General features: G+C 66.1%; 26 protein-coding genes and 1 pseudogene. 10 read left to right on the forward strand and 17 right to left on the reverse strand.

Annotated features, from left to right (window positions below; all coding sequences use genetic code 11):
- The first annotated feature begins 14 nt into the window (after nucleotides 1-14).
- The 3 genes from A8G08_RS06170 to A8G08_RS06180 are packed head-to-tail and all read left to right on the forward strand — an operon-like array spanning nucleotide 15 to nucleotide 3,192.
- A complete protein-coding gene (locus A8G08_RS06170) occupies nucleotides 15-659 on the forward strand; it encodes a TetR/AcrR family transcriptional regulator (RefSeq protein ID WP_068271552.1) in 645 nt (214 codons plus the stop codon).
- Between the two features lie 2 nt (nucleotides 660-661).
- Nucleotides 662-1,564: an ABC transporter ATP-binding protein gene (locus A8G08_RS06175; RefSeq protein ID WP_068271554.1), complete on the forward strand. Its 903-nt coding sequence runs from the start codon at nucleotides 662-664 to the stop codon at nucleotides 1,562-1,564.
- Nucleotides 1,561-3,192 carry an ABC transporter permease gene (locus A8G08_RS06180; protein WP_068271557.1) on the forward strand — a complete coding sequence of 544 codons (1,632 nt, stop codon included), beginning with the start codon at nucleotides 1,561-1,563 and terminating at the stop codon, nucleotides 3,190-3,192. The genes A8G08_RS06175 and A8G08_RS06180 overlap by 4 nt, the downstream gene beginning before the upstream one ends.
- 115 nt (nucleotides 3,193-3,307) lie before the next feature.
- On the opposite strand, the gene glgC is transcribed toward A8G08_RS06180, so the two are convergent.
- Nucleotides 3,308-4,522, reverse strand: coding sequence for a glucose-1-phosphate adenylyltransferase (gene glgC / locus A8G08_RS06185; RefSeq protein WP_084435979.1), 1,215 nt, complete (start codon nucleotides 4,520-4,522; stop codon nucleotides 3,308-3,310).
- Between the two features lie 123 nt (nucleotides 4,523-4,645).
- Between glgC and glgA the strand changes: the two genes are divergently transcribed.
- Nucleotides 4,646-5,821: a glycogen synthase gene (gene glgA / locus A8G08_RS06190; protein WP_068271559.1), complete on the forward strand. Its 1,176-nt coding sequence runs from the start codon at nucleotides 4,646-4,648 to the stop codon at nucleotides 5,819-5,821.
- On the opposite strand, the gene A8G08_RS06195 is transcribed toward glgA, so the two are convergent.
- The 11 genes and pseudogenes from A8G08_RS06195 to A8G08_RS06240 all read right to left on the reverse strand — a co-directional run bounded on the left by A8G08_RS06195 (nucleotide 5,818) and on the right by A8G08_RS06240 (nucleotide 15,496).
- Nucleotides 5,818-6,648, reverse strand: a complete 831-nt coding sequence (locus tag A8G08_RS06195) for a putative RNA methyltransferase (protein WP_068271561.1) — start codon at nucleotides 6,646-6,648, stop codon at nucleotides 5,818-5,820. The two genes, glgA and A8G08_RS06195, sit on opposite strands and share 4 nt — an antisense overlap.
- A gap of 55 nt (nucleotides 6,649-6,703) precedes the next feature.
- The gene (locus tag A8G08_RS06200) at nucleotides 6,704-6,871 is read right to left on the reverse strand and encodes a DUF3117 domain-containing protein (protein WP_003931055.1); all 168 of its coding nucleotides are present in this window, start codon (nucleotides 6,869-6,871) and stop codon (nucleotides 6,704-6,706) included.
- Between the two features lie 179 nt (nucleotides 6,872-7,050).
- Nucleotides 7,051-7,638, reverse strand: coding sequence for a DNA-3-methyladenine glycosylase I (locus A8G08_RS06205; RefSeq protein WP_068271564.1), 588 nt, complete (start codon nucleotides 7,636-7,638; stop codon nucleotides 7,051-7,053).
- A complete protein-coding gene (locus A8G08_RS06210) occupies nucleotides 7,635-7,943 on the reverse strand; it encodes a DivIVA domain-containing protein (protein WP_068271567.1) in 309 nt (102 codons plus the stop codon). The genes A8G08_RS06205 and A8G08_RS06210 overlap by 4 nt, the downstream gene beginning before the upstream one ends.
- 58 nt (nucleotides 7,944-8,001) lie before the next feature.
- A complete protein-coding gene (locus A8G08_RS06215) occupies nucleotides 8,002-8,940 on the reverse strand; it encodes a glucosyl-3-phosphoglycerate synthase (protein ID WP_068271618.1) in 939 nt (312 codons plus the stop codon).
- A pseudogene (folP, locus tag A8G08_RS26565) lies at nucleotides 8,937-9,804 on the reverse strand (dihydropteroate synthase). Before folP ends, A8G08_RS06215 begins: the two are co-directional and overlap by 4 nt.
- Before the next feature lie 74 nt (nucleotides 9,805-9,878).
- The gene (locus A8G08_RS06220; protein ID WP_068271570.1) at nucleotides 9,879-11,645 is read right to left on the reverse strand and encodes a long-chain-acyl-CoA synthetase; all 1,767 of its coding nucleotides are present in this window, start codon (nucleotides 11,643-11,645) and stop codon (nucleotides 9,879-9,881) included.
- Complete coding sequence (locus tag A8G08_RS06225) at nucleotides 11,642-12,205, reverse strand: LOG family protein (RefSeq protein ID WP_245672691.1); 564 nt, start codon at nucleotides 12,203-12,205, stop codon at nucleotides 11,642-11,644. Before A8G08_RS06225 ends, A8G08_RS06220 begins: the two co-directional genes overlap by 4 nt.
- A gap of 48 nt (nucleotides 12,206-12,253) precedes the next feature.
- Nucleotides 12,254-13,531, reverse strand: coding sequence for a sulfotransferase family protein (locus tag A8G08_RS06230; RefSeq protein ID WP_068271577.1), 1,278 nt, complete (start codon nucleotides 13,529-13,531; stop codon nucleotides 12,254-12,256).
- Nucleotides 13,528-14,643, reverse strand: a complete 1,116-nt coding sequence (locus A8G08_RS06235) for a DUF1214 domain-containing protein (protein WP_068271621.1) — start codon at nucleotides 14,641-14,643, stop codon at nucleotides 13,528-13,530. Before A8G08_RS06235 ends, A8G08_RS06230 begins: the two co-directional genes overlap by 4 nt.
- Before the next feature lie 109 nt (nucleotides 14,644-14,752).
- Nucleotides 14,753-15,496, reverse strand: a complete 744-nt coding sequence (locus A8G08_RS06240) for a nuclear transport factor 2 family protein (RefSeq protein ID WP_068271579.1) — start codon at nucleotides 15,494-15,496, stop codon at nucleotides 14,753-14,755.
- Between the two features lie 123 nt (nucleotides 15,497-15,619).
- On the opposite strand from A8G08_RS06240, the gene A8G08_RS06245 reads away from it, so the two are divergent.
- On the forward strand, nucleotides 15,620-16,246 hold the full coding sequence (locus A8G08_RS06245) for a TetR/AcrR family transcriptional regulator (RefSeq protein WP_068271623.1): 627 nt from the start codon (nucleotides 15,620-15,622) through the stop codon (nucleotides 16,244-16,246).
- A gap of 130 nt (nucleotides 16,247-16,376) precedes the next feature.
- On the opposite strand, the gene A8G08_RS06250 is transcribed toward A8G08_RS06245, so the two are convergent.
- On the reverse strand, nucleotides 16,377-17,051 hold the full coding sequence (locus tag A8G08_RS06250) for a TetR/AcrR family transcriptional regulator (RefSeq protein ID WP_068271625.1): 675 nt from the start codon (nucleotides 17,049-17,051) through the stop codon (nucleotides 16,377-16,379).
- Between the two features lie 154 nt (nucleotides 17,052-17,205).
- Between A8G08_RS06250 and A8G08_RS06255 the strand changes: the two genes are divergently transcribed.
- Nucleotides 17,206-18,135: a metal-dependent hydrolase gene (locus A8G08_RS06255; protein ID WP_068271582.1), complete on the forward strand. Its 930-nt coding sequence runs from the start codon at nucleotides 17,206-17,208 to the stop codon at nucleotides 18,133-18,135.
- Entirely contained in the window at nucleotides 18,132-18,827 is a 696-nt protein-coding gene (locus tag A8G08_RS06260; protein ID WP_068271583.1) for a hypothetical protein, read from the forward strand. The genes A8G08_RS06255 and A8G08_RS06260 overlap by 4 nt, the downstream gene beginning before the upstream one ends.
- A 144-nt stretch (nucleotides 18,828-18,971) precedes the next feature.
- Here the strand turns inward: A8G08_RS06260 and dapE are convergent, their stop codons facing one another.
- Together dapE and A8G08_RS06270 are read right to left on the reverse strand one after the other, a co-directional pair.
- Nucleotides 18,972-20,054: a succinyl-diaminopimelate desuccinylase gene (gene dapE / locus A8G08_RS06265; protein WP_068271627.1), complete on the reverse strand. Its 1,083-nt coding sequence runs from the start codon at nucleotides 20,052-20,054 to the stop codon at nucleotides 18,972-18,974.
- A gap of 10 nt (nucleotides 20,055-20,064) precedes the next feature.
- Nucleotides 20,065-20,847, reverse strand: a complete 783-nt coding sequence (locus A8G08_RS06270; protein ID WP_084435980.1) for a FadR/GntR family transcriptional regulator — start codon at nucleotides 20,845-20,847, stop codon at nucleotides 20,065-20,067.
- A 126-nt stretch (nucleotides 20,848-20,973) separates the two neighbouring features.
- Here A8G08_RS06270 and A8G08_RS06275 point away from each other — a divergent pair, with 126 nt between their 5' ends.
- From A8G08_RS06275 to dapD, 3 genes are read left to right on the forward strand one after another with little or no spacing between them, the layout of a single operon-like run.
- On the forward strand, nucleotides 20,974-21,474 hold the full coding sequence (locus A8G08_RS06275; protein WP_068271587.1) for a gluconokinase: 501 nt from the start codon (nucleotides 20,974-20,976) through the stop codon (nucleotides 21,472-21,474).
- Complete coding sequence (locus A8G08_RS06280; protein ID WP_068271588.1) at nucleotides 21,474-22,862, forward strand: GntP family permease; 1,389 nt, start codon at nucleotides 21,474-21,476, stop codon at nucleotides 22,860-22,862. The genes A8G08_RS06275 and A8G08_RS06280 overlap by 1 nt, the downstream gene beginning before the upstream one ends.
- Before the next feature lie 58 nt (nucleotides 22,863-22,920).
- The gene (gene dapD / locus A8G08_RS06285) at nucleotides 22,921-23,868 is read left to right on the forward strand and encodes a 2,3,4,5-tetrahydropyridine-2,6-dicarboxylate N-succinyltransferase (RefSeq protein ID WP_068271589.1); all 948 of its coding nucleotides are present in this window, start codon (nucleotides 22,921-22,923) and stop codon (nucleotides 23,866-23,868) included.
- Between the two features lie 6 nt (nucleotides 23,869-23,874).
- On the opposite strand, the gene A8G08_RS06290 is transcribed toward dapD, so the two are convergent.
- Both A8G08_RS06290 and A8G08_RS06295 read right to left on the reverse strand, forming a co-directional pair.
- A complete protein-coding gene (locus A8G08_RS06290; protein ID WP_084435981.1) occupies nucleotides 23,875-24,519 on the reverse strand; it encodes an MspA family porin in 645 nt (214 codons plus the stop codon).
- 227 nt (nucleotides 24,520-24,746) lie between these two features.
- The coding region (locus tag A8G08_RS06295) for an SMP-30/gluconolactonase/LRE family protein (RefSeq protein WP_068271632.1) at nucleotides 24,747-25,547 on the reverse strand (801 nt) is incomplete at its 5' end.

The raw sequence follows: 25,547 nt of genomic DNA on the forward strand, positions 1-25,547 counted from the left end.
TTAGCATATTGAACATGCGTTCAACCGACGCCGACCTGTCCACCCCGGCCAGGATCCGGGACGCGGCAATCGACACCTTCGGCACGAAGGGGTTCGACACCGGAGTTCGCGCTATTTCGGCTGCGGCGGGCGTTTCCCCTGGCTTGGTCATCCACCATTTCGGGTCCAAGGACGGCCTGCGCGCGGCGTGCGATGAGCGGGTGCTCGAGATCATCCGCGACCAGAAGCTGGCCAACATCCGCGAGCCCGGGCCGGGCCGGATGCTCACCGCGCTTGCCGAGGTCGACGAGTACGCCACCGTCGTCGCATACATGGTCCGGAGCTTCGCCGCCGGAGGCCCGCTGGCCGAGTCGCTCCTCGAGCACATGATTGCCGACGCCGAGGAGTACCTGGCCGAGGGCGTCGCCACCGGAGTGCTGCGCGAAAGCCGCGATCCGCAGGCCCGGGCGCGCTACCTCACGCTGGCCAATGTCGGCGCGATGATCCTGCACCTGCAGTTGCATCCGGTCCCCGAGGACAGCGACCATCGCGCAGCCCTGCGCGATGTCGCCGAGACGCTGGCGCTGCCCGCCCTCGAGCTGTACACCCAGGGACTCCTCACCGATTCGACCATGCTCGACGGCTATCTCGCTGCCCGAGCACCGACTACACAGGAGTGATGATGGCAACGGTCATCGACGTCTCGGGAGTGACCAAGAAATTCGGCAAGTCGGTCGCACTCGACCAACTCGATCTCCGCGTCGAGGAGGGCGAAACACACGGCTTCCTCGGTCCCAACGGCGCGGGCAAGTCGACGACGCTGCGGATCCTGCTCGGCATGTTGAGCATCGACGGTGGAACCGTCCGCGTCCTCGACCGTGATCCCTGGCGCGACGCGGTAGCACTCCACCGCGAAATCGCCTATGTACCTGGCGATGTCACGCTTTGGCCATCGCTCTCCGGTGGGGAGACCATCGACCTGCTCGGCCGGATGCGCGGCGGTATCGATCTGGCGCGGCGCGATGAGCTCATCGAGCGGTTCGGGCTCGACCCACGCAAGCGGAACCGCGCCTACTCGAAGGGCAACCGCCAGAAGGTCGCCCTCGTCTCGGCGCTCTCCTCTTCCGCACGCGTGCTGTTGCTCGATGAACCGACGTCCGGACTGGATCCGCTGATGGAGCAGGTCTTTCGCGAGTGCGTCGCAGAGGCGCGCGAACGCGGTGCCACCATCTTGCTGTCGAGCCACATCCTCTCCGAGGTCGAGCGGCTGTGCGAACGCGTGACCATCATCCGCGCCGGACGCACGATCGAGAGCGGCTCCCTGGCCTCGATGCGACACCTGAGCCGCACCTCTGTCACCGCCGAATTACTCAGTGAACCAGTCGATCTCGAACGTTTACCCGGTGTATCGGATGTGCATGTCGACGGCCGGATACTGCACTGCCAGGTGGACAGCGAGCACCTCGGCGAGCTGATCCGCCTGCTCGGCGACACCGGCGTGCGAAGTCTCGTCAGCAATCCCCCGACGCTCGAGGACCTCTTCCTGCGCCACTACCGCGTCGGCCCGGCCGAGGTGGCGGTATGACCATGACGCTCGCTCGGCCCGCGGCCGCGCCGGTAGCGGCGGGCGATTTCGCCGGCACGGCGGGATTGCTCCGGCTGTACCTGCGTCGCGACCGAATTGTCTTGCCGCTCTGGGTACTTCTGCTGTCGCTACCGCTCGCTCCGGTCTACGTGGACAGCGTTGCGAGCCTCTACACCACCGAGGCCGAACGCGCTGGGTTCGCGGCGATGATTCTGTCCAGCCCGGCCCAGCTCGCCATGTACGGCCCGCTGTACAACACCAGCATTGGGGCAACCGGCGTATGGAAAGCCGGCATGTTCTACACGCTGATCGGCGTGGCGGTGATTCTCACCGTGGTCCGGCATACCCGGGCCGAGGAGGAAACCGGCCGCGCCGAGCTGATCGATTCCACCGCGGTGGGCCGATTCGCCGGCCTGACGGCTGCCATGCTGCTCGGCTTCGGCGCCTCGCTGGCGACCGGATTGCTCGGCGCGGCAAGCCTGTTCACCGCCGATGTGCCGAAGTCCGGGTCGCTCGCATTCGGTCTCGCGTTGGCGGGGAGCGGGTTTGTCTACACGGCGGTGGCTGCGGTCGCCGCACAGCTGAGCGCGAACGCCCGGACCACCCGCGGTATCGCGTTCGCCGTGCTCGGCACCGCCTATGCGCTGCGGGCGATCGGTGATGCCAGTGGCGACGAGGCATTGTCGTGGCTATCCCCGCAAGGCTGGTCGCTGCAAGTCCGCCCGTACGCCGGGGACCGGTGGTGGGTGCTGTTGCTCCACCTGGCCGCGACAGTCGTCCTGACCGTGCTGGCCTACGACCTGCAGCGCCGACGCGACCTAGGCTCTGGCCTGATCGCCGCCCGACTCGGGCCGCCCAACGCCTCGCCATGGTTGAGCAGTCCGTTCGGCCTGTCGTGGCGACTACAGCGCGGCAGCCTGCTGGTGTGGACCATCGGTCTAGCGCTCTACGCAGCGCTTGCCGGGTCGGTGGTTCATGGCATCGCAGACAACCTCGGCACCAACGACACCATGCGCGAGATCGTCACCCGGATCGGCGGCACGACCACCATCGAGGACGCGTTCATCCGGCTCGCCTTCACCATGCTCGGGGTCGGCGCCTCCGCGTATGCGATCTCGGCGACGCTGCGGCTGCATGGCGAGGAGGAGGCGCACCACGCCGAGACCATCCTGTCCAGATCGGTCGGCAGATTGCGCTGGGCGGCAAGCCATCTCCTTTTTGCACTACTCGGCCCGGTGCTGTTGATGGCCGTTGCGGCCACCGCATGCGGGGTGACCTACGGCATCTCGGCGAACGATGTTCCTGGCAAGCTCACCGACTCCTTCGGCGCCGCCCTGCTGCAACTGCCGTCCATCTGGCTGATAGCAGGGACCGCGATCCTGTTGTTCGGTGCACTCCCCCGGTTCGCGCCGGTCGCCTGGGGGGTGTTGTCGGCGTTCATTGCGCTGTACCTGCTCGGGTCGGTCTCCGGCATCCCGCACTGGGTGCTCGACCTTGCCCCGTTCGCGCACACGCCGGTGATCCCGGGCGGGCAGTTCGAGGCCACCGCCACGATCTGGTTGCTGGTGATCGACGCCGCGCTGATCGGGTTGGGGCTCTGGGCTTTTCGCCGCCGCGACCTCCGCTGAGCCCGCTCGAGCGCACGCTTCCCGAGCGCACGCTTCCCGAGTGCGAACTGTGTAAACGGGTGCAAAGTTTTGGCCCCACGAACACAATTTGCACCCGCGGAGGAAGTGCGAAGCGTTAGATCCAGACGCCCTTGCCGATCGCGACGACGCCGCCGTTGGAGACGGCGAACCGCTGGCGATCACGCTCGAGGTCGACGCCGATGATCTCGCCGTCGTTCACCACCACGTTCTTGTCGAGGATCGCCTTGCGCACGACCGCGCCGCGGCCGATCCGGACACCGGGCATGATCACGCTGCCCTCGACGGTGGCGCCTTCCTCGATGTAGACGTTGCTAGACAGCACCGAGTTGCGCACAGTCGCCGCCGAGAGGATGCAGCCCGCGCCGACCACCGATTCCTGCGCGAGGCCGCCCTGCACGAACTTCGCCGGCGGGAAGTTCTCCGCCTCACCGCGGATAGGCCAGCGGCGGTTGTACAGGTTGAACACCGGGTGCGTGGAGACGAGGTCCATGTGCGCGTCGTAGAACGCGTCGATGGTTCCGACGTCGCGCCAATAGCCTCGGTCCCGGTCCGTCGCGCCCGGCACGACGTTGTCCTTGAAGTCGTAGACCGCGGCCTCACCCTTGCCGACGAGGAACGGAATGATGTCGCCGCCCATGTCGTGGTCGGAGTCCGTGTTCTCGGAGTCGGCGCGAATCGAGTCGACGAGCACCTTCGTGGTGAAGACGTAGTTGCCCATCGACGCGAAGGTCATATTCGGATCATCCGGGGTACCCGGCGGATGGGTCGGCTTCTCCAGGAACTGGATGATCCGGCCGGACTCGTCGGTGTCGATGCACCCGAATGCGGTCGCCTCGCTGCGCGGGACGCGAATACCCGCGACGGTCACGCCCGCGCCCGATTCGATGTGCTGGCGAACCATCTGCTCCGGGTCCATCCGGTACACGTGGTCGGCACCGAAGACGACGATGTACTCGGGGTCCTCGTCGTAGATCAGGTTCAGCGACTGCAAGATCGCGTCGGCGCTGCCGGTGTACCAGCGCGGGCCGAGCCGCTGCTGCGCCGGGACCGGGGTGATGTACTCGCCGCCGAACCCGGACAGCCGCCACGTCTGCGAGATGTGCCGGTCCAGGGAGTGCGACTTGTACTGGGTCAGCACACAGATCCGGAGGTAGCCGGCGTTCACGAGATTGCTCAGTACGAAGTCGATCAGGCGGTACGCGCCTCCGAACGGAACGGCAGGCTTCGCCCGATCAGCCGTCAGGGGGAACAGTCGCTTTCCGGCGCCCCCGGCGAGCACTATTCCGAGCACATGCGGCTGGCTCCTCACATGTCCAAACTATCGGCAGCGGGTAGACCTCGCTAGCGATACGGCCAGCGTTTTGCGATCGAATGGCTCACTCCGGCGACGCGGACGGTCGCCGACTTCAGCGGAGCGGACTAGGTTTGACTCGTGCGAGTGGCGATGATGACGCGCGAGTACCCGCCCGAGGTGTACGGCGGCGCTGGAGTACACGTGACGCAGCTCGTCGCTCAGTTGCAGCGACTCTGCGATGTCGACGTGCATTGCATGGGCGCCCCCCGCGACGGTGCGCAGGTGCATGCCCCCGATCCGGAACTGGCAAAGGCCAACTCGGCGCTGCAGATCATTTCGGCCGAACTCCGGATGGCCGATGCCGCGCGCGAGGCGCAGGTGGTGCATTCCCACACCTGGTACGCAGGGTTGGCCGGACACCTGGCGTCCGCCCTGTACGACGTGCCACATGTGCTGACGGCCCATTCGCTCGAGCCGCGCCGGCCGTGGAAGGCCGAGCAGCTTGGCGGCGGTTACCGGGTGTCGTCGTGGTCCGAGCGCACTGCCGTGGAGAACGCCGACGCGGTCATCGCGGTGAGTGAGGGCATGCGTCTCGACGTGCTCGACGCCTACCCCGCGCTCGACCCCGGCCGCGTGCATGTCGTGCACAACGGCATCGACACCGACGCTTGGTATGCCGGTCCAGCGAAACCCGGGGAGCGAGCGGTGCTCGACGAACTCGGTGTGCGCCGCGACGCGCCCATCGCGGCCTTCGTCGGCCGGATCACTCGGCAGAAGGGCGTGCCCCATCTCCTCGCTGCCGCACGGGAATTCGATCCCGATATCTCGCTGGTGTTCTGCGCCGGCGCACCGGACACGCCGGAGATTGCGGCCGAGGTGCGCGATGGCGTCGCGGAGCTGGCGAAACAGCGGAACAACGTGTTCTGGGTGCAGGAGATGCTACCCACCGAGCAAATACGCGAAATCGTCTCCGCCGCAGATGTTTTCATCTGCCCCTCGGTGTACGAGCCGCTCGGCATCGTCAATCTCGAGGCGATGGCCGCCGAAACGGCGGTCGTCGCATCGGATGTGGGCGGTATCCCCGAGGTCGTCGAGGACGGTGTCACGGGCCGGCTGGTGCACTACGACCCGGCCGAGCACGAGACCTACGAGCACGCGCTCGCCCAGGCGGTGAACGAGGTTGCCGGAGACCGGGCGCGGGCCGCAGCGATGGGTCAGGCCGGCCGGGCACGCGCCATCGATCACTTCTCCTGGCCGGAGATCGCCCGGCAGACCCTCGCCATCTACTCCGACGTGATCGCCAAGCGCCCCTAATCCGCGGCGCGGTAGTGCGTCAACTGCACCGAGGCGGTCACTGACATCGGTTCGGGTAGTAGCTCGATGAGTTCTGCCCGCCGCTCCGGCGTGACGTGGTGCGCCGATGGCCCCATCCCGACGAGCGTGGCGACCTCATCACGATGCAGGGTCATGGTGAACTCGACCGGAACCTGCTCGACCCGTTCGAAATCCCCGGACAACGACTCGTCGAGTCGGCGATCCTTCTGCTCGTCCACGCCGATCATGCCGAGCGGTCCGATCAGTTCACGAAGGTGCCGCGTCGTCGGGGTGACGACGAGGAACGCGCCGCCCGGCGCGAGCACGCGCCGAATCTCCGGCGCATTTCGCGGCGCGAACACCGTCAGGACGGCGCTCATGCTGTCGTCGCGCACGGGCAAACCCTGCCACGCGTCCGCGACCACCGCGGCAGCCCGCTCGTGCGCCCGCGCGAGCCGGCGCGCTGCGGGCTTGGAGACGTCGAGACCGATGCCGACTGCGTCGGGTAGCTGGTCGAGCACGCGGCTCAGATAAAACCCCGTGCCGGCGCCGATATCGAGGATCCGCCGCTGGTGACCGCCCAGGCGTGCGATGAGGTCGGCCACCGCGGCCGCGATCGGGTCGTAGTGACCGGCAGCGAGGAATCGCACGCGGGCATCCACCATCGCGACCGTGTCCCCCACCATCGGTGACCGCCCGGCCAGCAGGGCAACGTAGCCCTGCCGAGCGATATCGAAGCTGTGCCCCCGTTCGCACTGCAGGCGCGCGTCCTCGGCGAGAAGCGTGCCCTCGCATACCGGGCAGCGCAGCAGCCCGACTGCAGACATAAATGAGCCCCGTAACCCACGACGGGGTGTACGGGGCTCGCCGGGGGGATTCCCGCTAGCTCGTGACACCCTTGAGTTCATCGCCGAGAGCTGCAGCTTCCTCCGGGGTCAGTTCGACGACCAGGCGTCCACCACCCTCGAGTGGAACCCGCATGACGATTCCCCGACCTTCCTTGGTTGCCTCGAGGGGACCGTCCCCAGTGCGGGGCTTCATGGCCGCCATCCCTACTCCCTCCGGATTTGCGCCAGACTTCGACGCGTTGGGTTCCTCATCCGGCACGCCCGTGGACGCGCCTCAATCGTCCATTCTTCCCTATCCCAGCGAGATGCGGGTATTGAGTCCATAATGTCGGCCCGCGAGTCGCGTTAGCCAGCGCTTGCGCGGGCTACTGAGAATGCTGGTTAACCAGCGCGCATGCTGGTTTTGGGGGCCTCGACGTCGACCCAGCAATCCGCAACGTGATCGTTCACGATCCCAGTCGCCTGCATGAGCGCATATGCGGTGGTTGGGCCAACGAACGCGAAGCCCCGGCGACGTAGCTCCTTCGCCATGGCAACCGATTCCGGAGTCGTCGCCGGAACGTCTGCCATCGTGGCGGGACGCGAATGCCCCTTCGGTGCGAAAGACCAGAGCAACTCGCCGAGATCGGTGTCGAGGTCGAGCACGGCTTGCGCATTGCGGACCGACGCGCGGATTTTGGCCTTGTTGCGCACGATCCCAGCGTCCGCGAGCAGGCGCTGCTCGTCGTCGTCACCGAATCGCGCAACCACTTCCGGGTCGAAGCCGGCGAAGGCCTCCCTGAACGCCGGGCGTTTGCGCAGGATCGTGATCCACGACAGCCCCGACTGGAACGCCTCGAGGCAGATGCGCTCGAACAACTCGTCACGGTCGTGCAGCGGCCTGCCCCACTCGGTGTCGTGGTAGTCCGCGTAGAGCTGCGATGAGGTCGCCCACCCGCATCGAACGAGTCCGTCAGCGATCTCGGTCATCGGTGCTGTCCCCGGGCCAGTTCCTCGGACAGCGACTGCACCTGCCCCCGGAGCGCATCGATCTCCCCCGCGAGGCGGTCCAGCGCCCAATCCACCTCCGCGGCCTTGTAACCGCGCAGCGTCTGCTGGAAGCGCAGTGCGCGCACGTCACGGCCATTCACGTCCTCGGCGGGCAGGACAGTGGCAGTGGTGCCGCGCGGCAACGGGCCGAGCTCCTCGGACCTGCCGAACACCGCGCTGGCGACCACAAACAGGATGGCGGCGATCACGGCGACGACCAGGACGTACAGCAGCATCGTCAGCATGCGTCGATCCTGCCAGTTGCCGCCGACAACGACATCGACAGCGTGATCGCCGCGCGAGCTAGGGGCGCAGCGTGTTCATCGGCGGCCGGTCGGCCAGCGACACATCGGTGCTCGCCGGCACGAACAGGCCCTGCTCCAGCGGGAACTGAGTCAGCGGAGCACCGGAATCCTTCACGCCGCAGCGGCCGAGGATCGTGCCCACGATCTGGCGGCTCATCGCACCGAGCTCGTTGAGCGGCCTGTTGCGATGCTTGCGGACCCCGAGATTGACCTGCCCGATCGCGGCCAGCCCGAGCTTGTCGTAGGTGTCGAGCAGCAGCCCGATCTCCACTCCGTAACCGGGCGCGAACGGCACCGAGGTGAGCAGCTCCCGGGTGCCGGCGTACTCGCCACCGAGCGGCTGCAGCACGCTGGACAGATCCGGCCGCAATGCGGACAGCATGGGCCGGGCGACGAGTTCGGTCACCCGTCCGCCGCCGTTCGCGTCCTCGGCCTCGCCCACCTTGAGCGGCCGCCGGTAATACCCCTTGACGAGGTGAATGCCCTCGCCGGTGAGCAGTGGGCCGAGCAGATTGGGCACGAAGGACGGGTCGGGATCGATCAGATCGGCGTCGATGAAGGCAACCAGGTCGCCGTCGGTGGCGGCCAGCGAGCGCCAGAGCACCTCGCCCTTCCCCGGCACGGGCAGCAACTCAGGGACCGCCTGCTCCCGGTTGATCACCTTCGCACCCGCCGCGCGGGCCCGTGCCGCGGTGGCGTCGACGGATCCGGAGTCGAGCACAACCAGCTCATCAACAAGATTGCCGAGCAGTGGGCGGATCGTCTCGATCACGCCGGCCACGGTCGCTTCCTCATTGAGCGCCGGAAGGACGACCGAGACTGTGCGACCCTTCTTCGCCGCAATCAGCTCCGCGACCGTCCAGTTCGGTGCGTCCCAGGTGTTGGCCTCCGCCCAATAGCGATGTGCGGGGCCGTTCTCGATGTCGGTAACGGTCATGCCAAACCTCGCAGGGTGTGTGCCGGCCTGCGGGCACCGATGATCGCAGCGACCATATCGACGACTCGGCGAGTCTGAGCCACTTCGTGCACACGGAAAACTTCGCGCGCCGCCCGCGGCTGCTATCGCCGTTGCCGCCAAGGTGCCCTCCAACCGCTCGTCGAGTGCTACACCCAGAGTCTCCCCGATAAAGTCTTTGTTGCTCAGCGCCATAAGCACTGGCCACCCGGTGTTTACAAGAACGTCCACTCGACGCAACAACTCGAGCCCGTGGAAGGTGTTTTTCCCGAAATCATGGGTCGGATCGATGAGGATCGCGTCCTTGGGCACCCCGAGTTCGCACGCCCGCTCGGCCGCGCCGACCACCTCGTCGAGCACCGAAGCGACGACATCCGGGTACCGCACCCGATGCGGGCGGGTGCGCGGGACGGCACCGCCGGTGTGGCTGCAGACGATTCCCACGCCGAGTTCGGCCGCCACCGCGACCAGCTCGGGATCAGCCCCCGCCCACGTGTCGTTGATCAGGTCGGCGCCCTCGGCAACCGCCTGCCGCGCGACGTCGCTGCGCCACGTGTCGACGCTGATGAGCAGCTCGGGATACCGCCGGCGGATCTCGGCGACGAACGGGACGACCCGCCGCGACTCCTCGGTGGCGTCCACGACATCGCCAGGACCGGCCTTCACACCGCCGATGTCGACCAGGTCGGCGCCCTCGTCGACCGCGCGTTCCACCGCGGCCATCGCGGCCGTATCGGTGAAGGTCGCGCCCCGGTCGTAGAACGAGTCCGGAGTGCGGTTGACGATGGCCATGACCAGCGCGCGGTCGGTGGCGACCGGCTTTCCGCACAGCGTCGCCGAAGGCATCGGCGGTGGCGCAGTCGGCGAGGTCACCCCTCCATGAAACACGACCGCTCCGGATCGCTCGCCGTGCGCATTGGCTACTTGCCGGGTTTGCGGCCCGCGGCGACCTCGTCGGGGTATTCCTCGTAGAACTCGACGTAGCCCTCGCCGCGCCCGGCGAGCACGTACAGCTCGCTGTCCTCGTTGTTCTCGAAGCCCTGTTTGCGCAGCGTCACCTTCATGCTCTTGAACGTGGAGGTCTGTTCCAGTTCTTCGACCACCCGGACAAATAGCGGTACGGCGTAGGACGGCAGATCCTTGTACAGCTGATTCGCTGTGGCCCCGCCGTCGAAGGACTGCCCGTCACGCAGCGTCACCGCGGCCATGCCTGCCTTGCCGTCCGCACCGGGCACCTCGACGCCGTACACAACGGCATCTCCGACGGTGTCGAGTTTGCGCACTGCCTCCTCGACCTCGGTGGTTGCCACGTTCTCGCCCTTCCAGCGGAACGTGTCGCCGAGCCGGTCGATGAACGCGACATGGAACCAGCCCTGTTGGCGCACCAGATCGCCGGTGTCGAACCAGCAGTCGCCGTCCTTGAACGCATCCCGGACCAGTTTCGACTCGGATTGCTTGGAATCGGTGTAGCCGTCGTAGGGCGCGAGTGCGGTCACCTTGCCCAGCAACAGCCCGACCTCCCCGCTCTCTACCCGGCGCAGTCGCCCATCCTTCCCGCGCCGCGGAGAGCCCTGCTCCTCGTCGTACTCCACCACCGCATGCGGCAGCGGGCACAGGCCCGCGGTGTGATCCATGTTCAGCACATTGACGAACGCGATGTTCGCCTCACTGGCGCCGTAGAACTCCACCACCCGGTCAATCCCGAAGCGCTGCTTGAACTCATCCCAGATATCGGGCCGCAGGCCGTTGCCTGCCATCAGCCGGATCCCGTTGTCCGCGTCGTCGGGCCGCTCAGGTTGCTTGAGCAGGTAGCGGCACAGTTCGCCGATATAGACGAAACCGGTGGCGCCGTTTCGCTTCGCGTCCTCCCAGAAGTTGGTGGCCGAGAACTTGCGGCCGAGAGCCAGGGTCGCGTTCCCGGCGAGGACGGACGACAGCGCCACCGTCAGCGCATTGTTGTGATAGAGCGGGAGGCAGCAGTACAGGACGTCACGGCCGTGCAGCCGGATCGCCATGTTGCCCAGCCCGGATGATGCCTTCAGCCACCGTCCGTGTGTCATGACACTGGCCTTGGGCATGCCGGTCGTGCCGGACGTGAAGATCAGGAAGGCGCGCTCGCGCGCGGTGATCTTCGCGCACACCTCGGGATCGCCGATCGTCCCGGACAGCTCATCCGCGGCTGTCGAAAGCTCTTCGAACGAAACAGCATTGGCGGGACGCTCGGGCAGCGAGTCGAGTGCCTCCTCGGATTCCTCACCGCACACCACCAGTGCGGCCTCGAGCACCCCGATGCTGTGCTCGAGCACATCGCCACGCTGGTTGTGGTTGAGCAGGCCTGCGGTGCCGCCGATCTTGACGATCGCGAGCACGATCAGCAGCGTGTCCGGCCGGTTGTGCATCAGCACACCGACCACGTCACCGCGCTCGACGCCACGATCGGAAAGGACGCGGGCGAGCCGGTTCACGCGCTCATTGGCGGCCCGGTAGGTAATCGACTCCCCCTCGAACCGAATGAAGTCGCGATCCGGGTGCCGGTGCGCGGCGTGCTGGAACCGCTGGCCGAGCGAGTCCGCGCCGATAAGGCCCTGAACCAGCCCGATTCCCCCCGCGGCCAGCGTCGGCAGATCCGCGATGAGGCCCGGCAGCCGTTGCGCGATGTCCAGCAAACCGACGGTTCGCGAACTCATCCTCGATTCCCTCCTGCAGCGGCCGCGGCACACGCGTCGAGCGCGGCCTCGACCTCGGTCGTCCGGATCAGCCGGTCCAGTGCGCCGGAACCGACGAACCCACGGGTGCGCAGCCCGTCGAGCCAATCCAGTAGTCCGTCGTAATGTCCGATCGGGTCGAGCAGGACCACGGGCTTCGCATGCATACCGAGATACCCCGCCGTCCAGGTTTCGAACAGTTCCTCGAGCGTGCCGATGCCGCCGGGCAGCGCAATGAACGCGTCCGCCCGGTCCTCCATGATCTGTTTGCGCTGCCGCATTGTGTCGGTGACGACGAGTTCATCGGCCTCGGTGTCGGCGACCTCGCGGTGCACGAGTTGCTTCGGTATCACTCCGATGGTGTGTGCGCCCGCGACGCGCGCCGACTCGGCCAGCACGCCCATCATGGACACGTTGCCGCCGCCGGATACCAACCGCCACCCGCGCCGGCCGATCGCCGTGCCGAGTTCGGCAGCCAGTTCCAGGCACGATGGATCGTCGGTTCCCGAAGCGCAGTAGACACAGATCGACAGCGAAGTCACGGCGGTCAGGGTAGTAGTGCTGCGGCAATGCTGTGCCGATACGCCACCTCACGCCACGGCCGGCGGCACAGTATCGGTATAGAAGCGCATACGTTCCCGCAGACCGTCGGGGTCGATGCCGAATTGATCGGCCCCGTAGCGGTGTTTGCCTTTGCCGTCGCGCGGTTGGGCACTGTGGTGCTGTGCGATCATCCCGGCGGTGTCGGCGCTGTCGAGTCCCGCTGCTTCGTAGATTCGCCGCAGGGCGGCTTCGGGGTCGGAGACCAGATCCGCGTACTGGATGTCGAGCCACGTAACCGACTGTGCCTCAGGTGATTTCCGCACCGCGACGGAACGCCGCAGCCATAGTTCGGTTTGGTCGGTCTGGAACCGACCCACATCCACACCGTCGACGTGATCGCTGTAGGTGGATCGGTAGGTCGCGAACAGGCTCGCGCCCGACGCGACTGTTTCGACGATGTCGCGGTGCAAGTGCACCACGACGGCTCCCGGGTATGTCGCGATCAGATGGTCGAGCTCGGCAGTGTGCGCAGGTGCCTTGAGCACCCAGCGCCGACCGTCCTGGGCGTCGAGGATCTGCAGCAGGCGGCGATGCCGCAGGTACTCCTCGGTAAAAGATTCCCCGCCCAGCCAGTTCGCGTAGCTGTCCAGGCGGGTCGTCGCGGTGAACCCCCAGTTGTGCAGCGTGGTGCCCATCCCAAGCACGCACTCTTCGGGCAGCTCAGGCCCGGAATCGTGCACGGCGGCCATCGTGGGGTTGAGTACATGCAAGATGTGATGACCGGCGGCACTCGCCTCCAGCCGCTGGGCTCGCTCCCCCGGTTCCAGATCACCGGCCAGCTTCCACGGCGCACCGAGTTCGGCAGGCAACGGCGCCCGCAGTCGCGGATCGCGCGCGAGGAGCCGGAACAGGAAGGTGGTCCCGGTCCGCCACCCACCGGTGATCACGATCGGCGGATCCAGCGGCCGTTCCCTCACCTCGGGGTGCTCATCCAGGTACTCGGCGATGCTGGCCCGGGCGATCAGCCTGCCGGTCGCGGTGCTCTGCGCCATGCGCGCTCCGAGGGCATTGAGCCGGCCATCCTCGGCCGCTGAGCCGAGGTATTGGGAGAGGCCCGGCCGCCACCCCTCGGGATCGCCGAACACTTCGCCGCCACCGCTGCCGGAGGCGCGCTCCGCCACGCCTCGTGAAGCGCGATCGACCACGAAGTCGACGGCGTCGACGCCGAGGCGGTACTTGTCGGGGTTGGCGACCCGGTCGTTCTCCGCGGCCTCGTAAGCCGCGCGCGCCGCCGGTGTCCGCGGCGGTGCCTCCCACAGTGTCATGACTGCTCCGGGAGATCCGCGATAGCCACCCGTCGCACCACGGGGAGTTCGGGCGGACGTTCGGGCTGCAGGAACCGCATCACGATGATGCCGAACGGGCGCTGTTCGGTGTCGATCCAGTCGGCGTCGGCCACCCCCGGGTCGGTGCCGGCGACGACGAATCGATAGTGGCTACCAACAACGCTTGCCGTCGCACCCGTGTACGAGACATTGCGATAGCGGTGATCGAGCGAGTTGAGAAACCTGCTGTACGCCAGGATGTTCCAGAATCGGCAGTCCACCAACTCGCCCTCGATCAGTAAGGCCTCGTCCGGAGCAAGTTCCCAACCGCCGCGCAGATAGTGAATTCCGGGCTCGGTGAACACCGCACCGCCGCTCATCTCCTCCCAGTGCCGAAACTGGTTGGGCTGCGCCTGATCCGCAGCCTTGGCGGCATTCCAGATATGGGGCAGATAGTTCGTCGCGGTCGCGAGTTTCGACAGCTGCTTGGTGAACCGCGCCGGATCGATCGGCGGGGGCACCTCTGGACGCACAACGGGATCGATGGCGCACCAACCGATGTGATCGGTGCGCGCATCGTTGTGGAAGTGCCGTACCCACACCACCGTCGCTCTGTCGGGGAGTGCGAGCCAGTCACCATCGGCGGGAGCATCGCCGCCGAGCACTAGTTGGTAGCCGCCGGATTCGTCGAAGGTGAGCGTGTCACTGTCTATCCGGGCAGTGGCCTGAGCGTCCGTGCCGCCAGCGCTGGCATAGACGGTGATCGAGACATAGGCGGCGTCGCCCCGGTTGCCGCGAATTCGGTAGTGCCCGTCGGCGCGGATATCCGCGACCCAGTATTGGAAGTCCGGATTGTCCATTAGGAACTTCTGGCGCCACTGATTGAACGCGACGAGTTCGGGTCGGTCTCGGTCGACTTCGAGCCGGCCCAGTTGGTTCGTGACAGACCTCAGCAGCGCCCGGAATCCGTCTGCCTGTTCGGTTTTGGAGAGATCCGCAGTATCAGCGGCGACCTGTTCCCCGGCGGACCGCAATGCCTCGACGAACCCGTTCCATGCGTTGACTTCGGCGCGCGGCTGCGGTTCGGGTCCACCCGCGAAATCATCTGCCATGAACTGCCTCCCAGTGCCGGTCGTCGACGTCACTAGTGCATCTTGATTGTGCGGCGTGCCCGCCGCGGCGAGATCGGCAAAGCCGCCGCGACGGGCCACCAACGTCGTTCTACTTGCTGAATCGCCGGCCGATCTTCTGCACGACCGCCGGGATCTTCGACGCCCCCATCAGGGTGCGGAACGCGAAGCTGTCGTCGCGCGGCAAGATTCCGGCGCGCTGCACGCCATCGAGGAAGTCGTAGAGCGTCTCACCCTCGATCATGAGACCGTCCTTGTTGAAGTGGTAGCGGTCCACGGCCGGCGCCTGGATGAAGCGTCCGGTGCCGTGGATGGTCGGCGCGCTGTCGTCGTACGGGTACAGGCGAAGGGGGCCGCTCCAGTGCCCGCTGCCCATGTACCGGATCACCGTGCGGACCGTGCCGTCGGGCTGGACGTCGATGTAGGCCTGCTCGGGCAGCGGGTCGTAGCGCCAGTCGGGGATGGCATCGAAGAAGGCGAAGTTGTACTTCACGAACTCGTCGATGCCGACGATGGTCCGGCCGAACGTGGTGACGTCGGTGTAGCGGACGTCCTGTGCGTACAGCTCGTCGTTGATGCTCATGTCACGGACGAGAAAGCTCCACCAGTACTTCTTGGCCCAGGTCATGATCCACGACAGGTCTTGGTCATGGCACTCGCTGAGATAGTCCAGCTTGAGGGCGAACCACTCGAACCACTCCTTCGTGGTCTGCTGCAGCTCGCTTTCCGGGATCGCGCGGATCTCGACCGAGCGGTTGGAATTCAGGAATTCCGGCACCGGGCGCGACAGGCGCGGCTGGGCCAGTGAGCGCTGGAACTCTTCCTCGTCGAACATGCGACTCCTCATGCGTGGGATCGGGCTCCGCAGTGAACGCCCAAATTGGAATCGTATGATTCATGTTGAATCAAGTGATGTCAACATTGCCGCATGGAGCCGGTGCGATGCGAGGATGAACGGATGAGTGGACCGAAACTGTGGCGCGGGCAGACCCTGCAGGATCGGTCCAGCGAACGGCGTGAGCAGATACTCGACGTCGGCGAGCACCTGCTCGGAACGGGCGGCGCGACCGCCGTGACGATGCGCGCGGTGACCCGCGAGGCCAACCTGAGCCCCCGCTACTTTTACGAGAGCTTCGCGACGCGGGAAGAGCTGATCATCGCGATTTACGACCGGCTCGAAGCACAACTACTGGAACGACTGCTCGGCATCTCGCTCGACGGCGGCCTTCGCGTGACATTGCGGGAGGTGTTCGAGCGATTCGGCGATTTCTTCGACGAGGATCCGCGACGCGCGCGAATCCTGCTACGCGAACCACTCGCCGACGACACGCTGCACAACCACAGTGTCAGCCGCACACCGACTTTCATCCGCGCGGTGATTCCACTGCTCGGCGCCGAAGCCGGCGAACTCGCGCCGCCCAATGACGAGGACCTCGCGATTGCCGCTGCGGCACTGTCAGGGGCGTTGGTGTCGATCTATCTGGAGTACGCGGACGGGCGGCTGGTGCCCGACCGGGACCGGATTGCCCAGGCCGCTGTGGAAGTGGTCTTCGCACTCTCGAGCGCAATCCGCACCGGGAATTGATGCAGCCACGGGGACGCTGAACAACCACTCTTCGCCCGTTTCAACGGAATCCCGCCAATTCGAACGCCGAGCGGTTACCCAGCGCCAACCATCCACAATCTAAAAAACGTCTAACCAACCGTCCGAGGGTCTACGACGCGACGACGTCTCGCCGGCCAACCCGCTTCGGCGTAGGCGTGATAGCCAAACCGCCCATGGCCCGCATCAGGTGCGGATACACGATCGCCGGGCCGACCCACCTGTTGAGGTATCGGCGCAGTTCCTGCGGTGAGCGCGCTTCGTTGCCCTCGTCGATGAGGAACGAATGCATCACTCGGATCCCGAACTCCGCCAACTCATCGAGGTCATCCTCGCCGAAACCGTGGTCCTCCCAGTCGACGTCGTAGCGGTGCAACATGGCACGGCCAAAAGTCCTCGCGGTGTCGGACGTAATCGACGTGACCATCCCACCCTGCTTCGTGCGCTTGCCGAGTAGGTACATGACCTGGGCATCCTTGGACAAAGCCTCAATGGCGAAGGCCATCCCCTCGACCATCGCTGCTACGGGGTCCGTGACGCCCCGGCCGTGCGCCGCGAGCTGGTCGAGGAAACCATTCGCCGACCGCATGGCCGTCGCGAGCAACAGCGCATCGGTTCCGGGAAAGTACCGATAAACGGTCTGACGGGTCACGCCGAGCACCCTCGCCACGTCGGCGATTCGCATAGCCGACCCACGCTCGGCGATGATCTCGTCCGCGGTATCGAGAATCCGATCGATCGCTTCCTCGTCGGACTTCGGCGCGTTTCCACCCCACCCGCTACGCATCGAGTGTTCGCCCGCTGGCGTCGGCGTCACCCCTGTGCATGTGTGGATGATAGCCGCGATCAAGGCCCAGGGTTGACTCCCGCCGAACCGTCGCCAACAATTCTGGTTAGACGTTCTTTCAAAAGTGTATGACTGCCGGCCGAAGGACTGGACGATGAGCGATCTACAGGTCCGGCGCGTGCGCTTCGATTTCTCCGGCGCCGACGTGCCGTTCAACTGGAATCCCGAGCGGCCGGCATTTGCGGTGCAGTGCAATCTTGTTTCGTTCTTCGCGCCGGGATTCGAGAAGTTCATCGTCGACGCGACGCGTGAGGCCATACCGCTCATGCCGAATCCCGCTGACGCCGAGGAAGCCGACCTGTACCTACGTCAGGAAGCCCAGCATTCGGCGGCGCATCGCAGTCATATCCGCGCTCTGGTCCGGCGGTGGCCAGGGCTTCAGGAGACTGTCGATGAAGTCATCGCCTCGTACGACCAGCTCACCGCGACCAAATCCCTGGAGTGGCGGCTCGCATACCCGGCCATCGTGGAGGCGACGTTCACGCCGTACTTCAAGGTGTTCCTCGATCACGAGGACAAGCTGTTCCGGCCGGGAGATGAGCGCGTTTCGTCACTCTTCATCTGGCACTTCGTCGAGGAGATGGAACACCGCAGCTCTGCATTGGTCGTCTACAACGCCGTCCACAACGACTACCGATATCGGGCGAAGACCATTCCGAGCGTGGTCAAGCACCTCAACGAGATCATGCGCATCGTCATCCGCGGCTTCAAGGCGCACGTGCCCGCCGAGGATGGTGGCGACATCGCCGCGCTCCTGCCGGAAGGCGTGTCGTTCAAGACGATCCGTGAGTCGCGCCAAGTGGCCAAGCGACTACAAGAGCCTGGACAAGCCACGTACGACGGTGTGCCGAAGCGCGAATTGGTTGCCATGATCGTCGGACTCGTGCGCTCGCAAGGCCCGAGATTCGATCCAGCGGACGAAAGACTTCCAGTCCTTGCCGAGCGCTGGTTTGAGCGCTACGACGAAGATCCCAACAGCGCGGCCCGCTGGTACTCGGTCGGACGATCGGGCAGCACGCGATGAGCCCGGTCATCATCAACGACCCGTTCGATCTTCCGTGGCAGACGAACGTGTACGACACGCTGATCCTGGCGCTGTTCGTCGCCGCGGTGATCAACGCGGTCCGCCAATATCGCCGTGGCACACGGATGTACGCATTCGTCTTGGCCAGCGCGCTCGTCTACGGCATCGTGTTGGAACTTGCTGGGATGGCAACGCTGAATATGTACCTGCAGGGCGATTTCGCGATCATGCTGAACTTCCCCGCGATCCCACTCTTCGCCGGCACCACGGCAATGCCGCTCTACGTCACGCTGTTCTACCCGGTGATCTTCACGGTCGGATTCAAGGTCGTCGAGGCGCTTGGCATCGAAAAGAATTGGCAGGCAGCAATAACCGGCGGTCTGTTCATGATCTTCCTCGATGCTCCGTACATCATCGAGGGCAATCTGCGGCACGTGGTGTGGTGGACCTGGGACACCGATTTCATCATGTTCCAGTTCTGGGAAGGCTGGCCCCTCGCCGACATGGCATGGCAGGCGATATGGGGCAGCGCCTTCTACTTCCTCATGCTGCACGCGCGGCCGCGCCTCGACGGGGACATCGATCCATGGACCACATCGCGAGACTTCGTCATGCCCAGCCGCCGCGAGGCCGGATCGACGGTTGGACCGCCGGGGCAATCGCGGCATTCTCCCTCGCCTTCGCGGCGATGATCATCGGCAATGTTGTGCACGAGGGCGGCGTGACGTCGTACATCGTCGTTCAGACGCTTGGCCTGTGCGGTGTGCTCGCCTTCGCCACATTTCCGGTTTGGTCTCCGCGCCAGGACTCGGATGCCGCCGTTGCACGGACGATTCTCAGGCGGTCAAGTAGCCGCGCAACACCCGCTCAGCGTCGATGATCCGGTCGATGCGCACGTGCTCGTCACGCTTGTGCGCGAGGTTCGGATCGCCCGGGCCGTAGTTCACCGCAGGGATCCCGAGGGCCGCGAACCGCGCCACGTCGGTCCAGCCGTACTTGGCCCGCACCTCGCCGCCGGCGGCGGCGATCAGGTCCGCGGCGGCCGGAGCGCTCAGGCCCGGCAGCGCGCCGGACGCGGCATCGGTGCGCTCGATTTCGGCGTCGAGCCCGGCAAACACCTCGAGCACATGCTCGGTCGCCTCATCGATCGAACGGTCCGGCGCGAAGCGGAAATTGACGTCGAGCTCGGCCGCATCGGGAATGACATTGCCGGCGACACCACCCTCGATGCGCACTGCGGACAAACCCTCCCGGTACACGCAGCCGTCGATGTCCACCGAGCGCGCCGAGTACTCGGACAGCCGGGTGAGGATCGGAGCGAGCCGGTGAATCGCATTGTCGCCCAGCCACGAACGGGCGGAGTGGGCGCGAGTGCCCTTGGTGCGCACCCGCATTCGCAGCGTGCCCTGACAGCCCGCCTCGATCCAGCCGTCCGATGGTTCGCCGAGCACCGCCACGTCGCCGCGCAGCCACTCCGGCAACTCGCGCTCGATTCGGCCGAGCCCGTTGAACTTGGCCGCGATTTCCTCGCAGTCGTACATGATCAGGGTGATGTCGTGCACCGGCTCTGCGATCGTTGCGGCCAGGTGCAGGAACACCGCGTCGCCCGACTTCATGTCGGCCGTACCGCAGCCGTACATCACCTCTGCACCGTCGAGCAGCGCACGCGTGCTCGGCACGTTGTCCGCGATCGGCACCGTATCCAGGTGACCGGCGAGGATCACTCGGCTCGGCCGACCGAGGTTGGTGCGGGCCAGGACGGCATCGCCATTGCGGACCACCTCGAACCCCGGGGCCTGCGTGCGCAGCGCCGCCTCGACGGCGTCCGCGATCACGGCCTCGTCGTGCGATTCGCTCGCGATGTCCACGAGCGCGGCGGTCAGCGTTACGGGGTCGGCGTGCAGATCGAGTGCGGTCACGCCGTTCACCCTATGCGCCGCGTCCGCGGCCCTCGGGCTTACCGCTGCCGCCCTGCTTGTACCCAGCTTCCGGTGGGGTGGGCCGCTGAGTTCGTTCGCCGCCAACCGCGGAGGCGGCCTCGTCGATGATCGCCCGCATCGCCCGTTCGGCTCCCTCAGCGTCGCGGCGGCGGATCGCCCGCGAGACCTCGTCGTGCAGATCGACGGCCACCGGATTCGGCGTGGTGGGCATCATCCCGTGGTGCGTGCGGCCGGTGAGCACCTCGGCCACGACGTCGTAGAGCGAGCGCAACATCTCGTTGCCGCTCGCCTCGAGCAGTGTCTTGTGAAAGATCTTGTCCGCGAGCAGGTACTGCTCGAGATCACCGCTGCGGGCATGCACTGCCATGTCCGAGACCGCGGCCGCCAGAATCCGGCAGTGGTGTCCGTCTGCGCGCCGTGCGGCGAGTGCGGCGGCAATCGGCTCGAAGCCGCGCCGCAGCTCCGACAACGACGCCAACTGCGCCGCGCGGTCACCGGCATCGAGGCGCCAGCGGATCACCCGCGGATCGAAGACATTCCAGCGCTCGCGCGGCTGAATCGTGATGCCAACCCGTCGCCGCGACGCGACAAGGCCCATCGACTCGAGGACGCGGATCGCTTCCCGAGCGACGCCGCGGGACACGGTGTACTCGGCGCCGATGCCATCGAGGGTGATCACGTCACCGATCGCGAGGCGGCCGGAGACGATCCCTGTACCAAGCGCGGCCACCACGCTGCCGTGCAATTCCCCGACATTCACGGTTGCGGTCACGGAATCATCATCTCATCAGTTCATCGATCCAGATAAAGAATCGATGTATTTCGGAGATCTAGTTGCAAAAGTAGGACTATTCGTTCCATGATGTGACGGCAACCACAGTTCTGAAGGAGTGCTGCGATGCGAGAACTCGTCGTCATGGGTGTATCCGGTTCCGGCAAGTCCACCGTCGGAGCGGCGCTGGCGCAGCGGCTGCGCGTGCCGTTCGCCGACGCCGACGACTTCCATCCGCCGGCCAATATCGCCAAGATGACCGCCGGTCATCCCCTCGACGATGTGGACCGCCTGCCTTGGCTGGACGCTCTCGGGGCCTGGCTGGACGCACATCCGGATGGCGCAGTACTGAGTTGCTCTGCCCTGAAGCGGTCCTACCGGGACCGGCTGCGCAGCTATTGCCCAGACCTCGAATTCCTGCATCTGCACGGTGAGCGGCACGTGATCGAACGCCGCCAGGCCAGCCGACCCGGACATTTCATGCCCGCGTCCCTGCTCGACTCGCAGTTCAACACGCTCGAGCCGCTCGCCGCGGATGAGCGCGGACTGCTCGTCGACGTCGATCAGAGCGTCGACAACATCGTCACCGCCTATCTCGCCGGTACCGCAACGTCCGAGGAGAACTGATGTCCCCCACCGCCACACTCGCAGCCACCGACATGGTCGAGCCGGTTGCCGCAGGCTGGCAGCTCATCGTCGCGGCACTGGTGGGCATTGCCGTCATCGTTGTGCTGATCACGGTCGCGAAACTGCACCCGTTCCTCGCGCTGATCTTCGGCGCCCTGACCGTCGGCATCCTCGCGGGCGAGAACCCCCAAACCGTCCTCGAGTCGTTCGCGAAGGGCTTCGGTTCCACCGCGGCAGGAGTCGGCATTCTTATCGCGTTGGGCGCGATGTTCGCCAAACTGCTCGCCGATTCCGGTGGCGCGGACGAGATCGTGGACACGATCATCGGGCACGCATCGGTGCGCGCGCTGCCGTGGGCAATGGCGTTGGTAGGCGCGATCATCGGCCTGCCGATGTTCTTCGAAATCGGGCTCGTGCTGCTGATGCCGGTGATCTATCTGGTCGCGCGGCGCGCCGAAGTCTCGATCGTCACGATCGGAATTCCGACGCTGGCGGGCCTCTCGGTCATGCACGGACTGGTGCCGCCCCATCCCGGTCCGCTGATCGCCATCGACGCGCTCGGCGCCGACCTCGGTATCACACTGGCGCTCGGCGTGGTCGTCGCGATCCCGACGCTGATCCTGGCCGGCCCGTTGTTCGGCAAGGTCGCCGGCCGATGGGTCAACGTGCCCCCGCCGACCACCTTCGACGCGGACGCCTTCGCAAAGGATCTCCCGCGCCGCCCTTCGTTTGGCATCACGCTGTTCAGTGTCCTGCTGCCCGTCGTGTTGATGATGGGCAAGGCGATGGTGGACATCTTCATCGAAGACGAGGATCAGCCGCTGCGCCAGGTGTGGGACATCCTCGGCACTCCACTGATCGCGCTACTCATCGCGGTGATCGTCGCGATGTTCACGCTCGGCCGCGGCTCCGGCATGGGTAAGGCGGAGATCTCCAAGTGCGTCGAATCCGCGCTGCCGGCAATCGCTGGGATCCTGCTGATCGTCGCCGCCGGTGGTGGGTTCAAGCAGGTGCTCATCGATACCGGCATCGGCACCCTGCTCGCCGACTGGGCGAAGGATGCGAACATCTCGGTGATTCTGCTGGCGTGGGTGCTCGCGGTGCTCATCCGCCTCGCGACCGGCTCCGCGACCGTCGCCACCATCACCGCCTCCTCCCTCATGGCCGGCCTCGTGGAGGGCATGAGCTCGGGCGAGACCTCGTTGGTGGTGCTGGCCGTCGGTGCCGGTTCGCTGTTCTTCTCACACGTCAACGACGCCGGGTTCTGGCTGGTGAAGGAGTTCTTCGGACTCAGCGTCGGCCAGACGATCAAGACGTGGTCGATCATGGAGACAGTTCTGTCGGTGGCCGGTCTGGTCTTCGTGATGTTGCTCAGCCTGTTGATGTAGGGCATGCGCCTCGGGTGGCGGGCGACGTCCGGTCCCGCCACCAGTAACCTCTTCTCCCGTGAGCGCAACGGGAGCAGCAGCAGTCGGAATTGCCACCATCACGACGGACGGCACCGTCCTCGACACCTGGTACCCGAGCCCCAAGCTCGACGAGTACGAGGAGTCGGCGACCACCGAGATCGACGACGCGCCGGCCGATATCGCCGCGCTGGTCGGCGAAGACGAGGCGCGCGGTGTCCGCCAGGTCGCGGTGCGCACGACCATCGCCGACATCTCGCAGCCCCCGGTCGACACGCACGACGTGTACCTGCGCCTGCACCTGCTGTCCCACCGTCTGGTCCAGCCGCACGGCGTCAACCTCGACGGCATCTTCGGAAAGCTCGCCAACGTGGTGTGGACCAACTACGGTCCCGCCGCGGTTGAGGGATTCGAGACCGTTCGCACAAAGCTGCGAGCGCGTGGGCCGGTGACGGTATTCGGCGTGGACAAGTTCCCGCGCATGGTCGACTACGTGGTGCCGTCGGGCGTCCGTATCGCCGACGCGGACCGTGTCCGGCTCGGCGCGCACCTGGCTTCGGGCACCACTGTCATGCACGAGGGCTTCGTGAACTTCAATGCCGGGACGCTCGGCACCTCCATGGTCGAAGGACGGATCTCCGGCGGCGTCGTCGTCGACGACGGCAGCGACGTGGGTGGCGGCGCCTCGATCATGGGCACCCTGTCCGGTGGTGGCAAGGAAGTGATCTCGGTCGGCAAGCGCTGCCTGCTCGGCGCGAACTCGGGCCTTGGCATCTCGCTCGGCGACGACTGCGTGATCGAGGCCGGCCTTTACGTCACCGCGGGCACCAAGGTCACCGGGCCGGACGGCACGGTCGTGAAGGCCGGTGCGCTGTCCGGCAAGAACAACATGCTGTTCCGCCGCAACTCGGTGTCCGGCGCGGTCGAGGTCGTGCCGTGGAAGGGCGGCGGCGTGGAGCTCAACGCCGCCCTACACGCCAACGACTGACGCGGCTCAGTTCTCCCAGATCTTGCCGTAGGTCGTCACCGAGTCGCCCTTCGAACTCGTCAATGTGACGAATGGGCGGATGTTCGTGCTGCCAATGACGCCGGTAACGGTGCAGTGCACGCCGTGCACGACGAACGAGCCGCCCGCGCCGGACACGTCGCCGCTGGCAACCTCGAAGACCTGGACGCCCGGCCCATACCCGACCGAAAGGGCGAAACCGGCGGTGGGTATGAGGTTCTTCAGCTGAATGCCCTCGCCGGGAGGGGGCCTGGAGTCGATCCCGGGCGTCGAGTAATTCAGGTTGATCTGGCCGGTCGGACTGAACGGGTAACCGACCTGGTAGCCCATCGTGATCGTGCCGGAGAAGCTACTGGCCTTGCTGCCACGGACCACGAAAGCGGTCTTGCCGTCCTGGAACCATTCGCGGGTCAGCGGGTTTCGATCCAGTGGGGGCACGAACTGCAGGCTCGTGTCCCACTGCTGGACCTCCATCGAGTAGCCGTTCGGGGTCTCGATGACGGTCCAGTTGTCGAGACCGGCATTCGCGGTACCGCTGCCGAGCAGCGCCGCGGTGCCGGCCGAAACCGCGACGACGACCGCGGACACCATCGGCGCGAACCGCGCACGGATACGCGACGGACGAAGCTTCATGACCTGATCACCTTTTTCGGTTGTCGACCGGTCTCAATTGCCGAAAGCGCCGACCGCAGCGGTGTTTTCGTTAACCGCCCCAGCAACTCATCCGCACATGCGGAACAGGCGTGCACAACGCCACCTCGCGGGTAGGGAGAATCGATCACCCGCACGTGATGCGTAATTGATCCAGATCGCCTTCGAGAATAGTGATCAGAGACCGCACAAGTGACCGAAACGAGAGGTTAGGGCGTTGCGGTGCGAGCGTGCGGGTCGAAGCCGCCTGGAATCTCGTAGATGGCGCCGTCGAAGCCCGCGCGATAGAGATGGCCCTGCGCGAATCCCGTCGTCCCGCGGCCGTAGCTGAGCACGCTCGATGACGGAAGGCCACTGGCGAGCACGCAATACCGGTTCGGGCCGTCAACCCGAATGATCTGGCCGGCCGCATTGAGCGGCACTACCGGACGGTCGCGCGAATCGAGGGTCAGCCCGTCCGGTGCCGACAGGACTTCTCCGCCGGTGAAGGTGAGCAGCGACTCCGCCGCAACCGGGTTCGCAAGCGGGATCCGGCTCACGCCCGGATCGGCGAACGTCCGCGACACGTAGAGGTAGGTGTCATCGGCTCCGAGCACGGCGCCATTGGCACTCGGCAACCGCGCCCAGTCAGCTGCGACGGCTCCGTTTGAATAGACCCGACCCACCAATTGCCCGAAATCGTTGGTGGCGTAGATCGTTCCATCGCGAGCGACATCCATGCCGTCCGCGGCGCTGAGCCCGGCGGCAAACGGGGTGAGGCGGTTGGTAGCGATGTCGAGTTTCGCGATGGCGCCGGGACGCAACGAGTCGCCGAGGATGACGCGCGGGTCGGCACCAAAACCGACCAGCAGGGTGCCGTCCGGCGCCCAGGCCAGCGCGCCGGCGCCCGACCCACCTGGAACGGTCGCGACCGGAACCGCCGGCGCGCCCGGCGCATCGACGCGATACACCCGCCCGAAGATGAGGTCGGTGACGTATAGCCGTCCGGCCGGATCCACGGTCAGACCTTC

It is taken from the genome of Aldersonia kunmingensis, from assembly GCF_001646865.1.
GTDB lineage: Bacteria > Actinomycetota > Actinomycetes > Mycobacteriales > Mycobacteriaceae > Aldersonia > Aldersonia kunmingensis.